Annotated in this window: 2 protein-coding genes; one reads left to right on the top strand and one right to left on the bottom strand. The window is 60.2% G+C overall.

What is annotated here, in order from left to right:
* Positions 1-127 precede the first annotated feature (127 nt).
* A complete protein-coding gene (locus tag FJV41_RS52960; protein ID WP_281291653.1) occupies positions 128-988 on the top strand; it encodes an Ig-like domain-containing domain in 861 nt (286 codons plus the stop codon).
* Positions 989-1,007: 19 nt separating this feature from the next.
* Here FJV41_RS52960 and FJV41_RS55070 read toward each other — a convergent pair whose 3' ends face one another.
* Positions 1,008-1,154, bottom strand: coding sequence for a helix-turn-helix domain-containing protein (locus FJV41_RS55070; protein ID WP_368773775.1), 147 nt, complete (start codon positions 1,152-1,154; stop codon positions 1,008-1,010).
* Positions 1,155-1,177: the final 23 nt, after the last annotated feature.

Genomic DNA, 1,177 nt, shown 5'->3' with positions numbered 1-1,177 from the left:
TCACGCGCAACTGGACTCCCGCGGGCTCCGTCCGCCTGGGCCCCTCGCCCAGCCTCATCCCGGCCGTGCAGGAGATGAAGCGCATCGGCTGAACCCTCTCACGCGACATCTACCTTGACGCTCACCGCTGACGTTCTCCGAAACGATGAAGCAGAGCAGCGTTCGAGTCACGCTCCAGCCAGAGCACCCTCTCGGCAACGCAGCCTGGAGCCTTCAAGGCACGATGCTCACCGTGGGAGTCGCCTCTCCCCTGAGTGAAAACACTCTCTATACAGTCACGGTCGTCGGCGAGGACCTTGTTGGCAATGCATTGAGTGGGCCTCATTCACTCTCATTCACTACAGAAGGCCCTGCCCCCGACACAACTCCGCCGACGGTCTTGTTCACGACACCCGTGAATGGAGCCATTGGAGCTGGCCGGAACACACTTCTCGAAGTCGTATTCTCGGAACCCATGGAAAGAGGATCCGTCGAAACGGCATTCGCGATTCTATCGCCTGCGGGCCTCAATACCGGCACATTCGCATGGAATGCAGCGTCAACGGTAATGACATACACCCTGCCCTCGAGCCTTGCTCATGGAACGGACCTCCACTGGCAAGTCACGGCCACGGCGCGTGACGTCGCGGGGAATCCACTGGTGGAAACCTTGAGTCGAAACTTCCGGACCATGCGTCAGGCGATCACGACCTTCGACTTCGATCTCAGGACTAGCGGTCCCTTGTCGGCTCCAGATTTCTCGCGACAGACCTCCTTCTACAATGGGGCCAACGTCGGCGACTGGTCAGGCGACCTCAGTTATCGGCTGTTCTTGGGCTTTCAAATGACCAGTCTTCCAGAAGAACTCGTTTTCATCCGCCAAGCACAAATCAAATGGTGGGCGACTGGTCAGCGCGGCGACCCTTATGGGAAGCTCGGACGGCTCCTCCTTGAACCTGTGGATGTTGGCGAGGAACTCCCGACTAGTACCTCGGCACAGAGGTTCTGACCGATTGGTTTTGAGCGACTCAGCGTAGGACGGGCAGAAGTTCCGGGGCCAGCAGCAGTTCAATGCTGCGGGCCTGTCCGGCGCTGCGCCGGATGAGCCCCCGGCGTTCAAGCTCCAGCACCATGCGGTGGACGGTGGGAGGAGTGGTGCCGAAATATCGCTGCATGTCGGCTTCGGCGGGAGGGCGCC

Origin of the sequence: Myxococcus llanfairpwllgwyngyllgogerychwyrndrobwllllantysiliogogogochensis (genome assembly GCF_006636215.1) — a bacterium.
GTDB classification, from domain to species: Bacteria; Myxococcota; Myxococcia; order Myxococcales; family Myxococcaceae; genus Myxococcus; species Myxococcus llanfairpwllgwyngyllgogerychwyrndrobwllllantysiliogogogochensis.
This window is presented reverse-complemented; position numbering and strand designations above follow the sequence as displayed.

Coding starts and splice junctions, on each gene's coding strand:
- FJV41_RS55070 (WP_368773775.1), bottom strand. CDS start 1,154: ATGCAGCGATATTTCGGCACCACTCCTCCCACCGTCCACCGCATGGTG.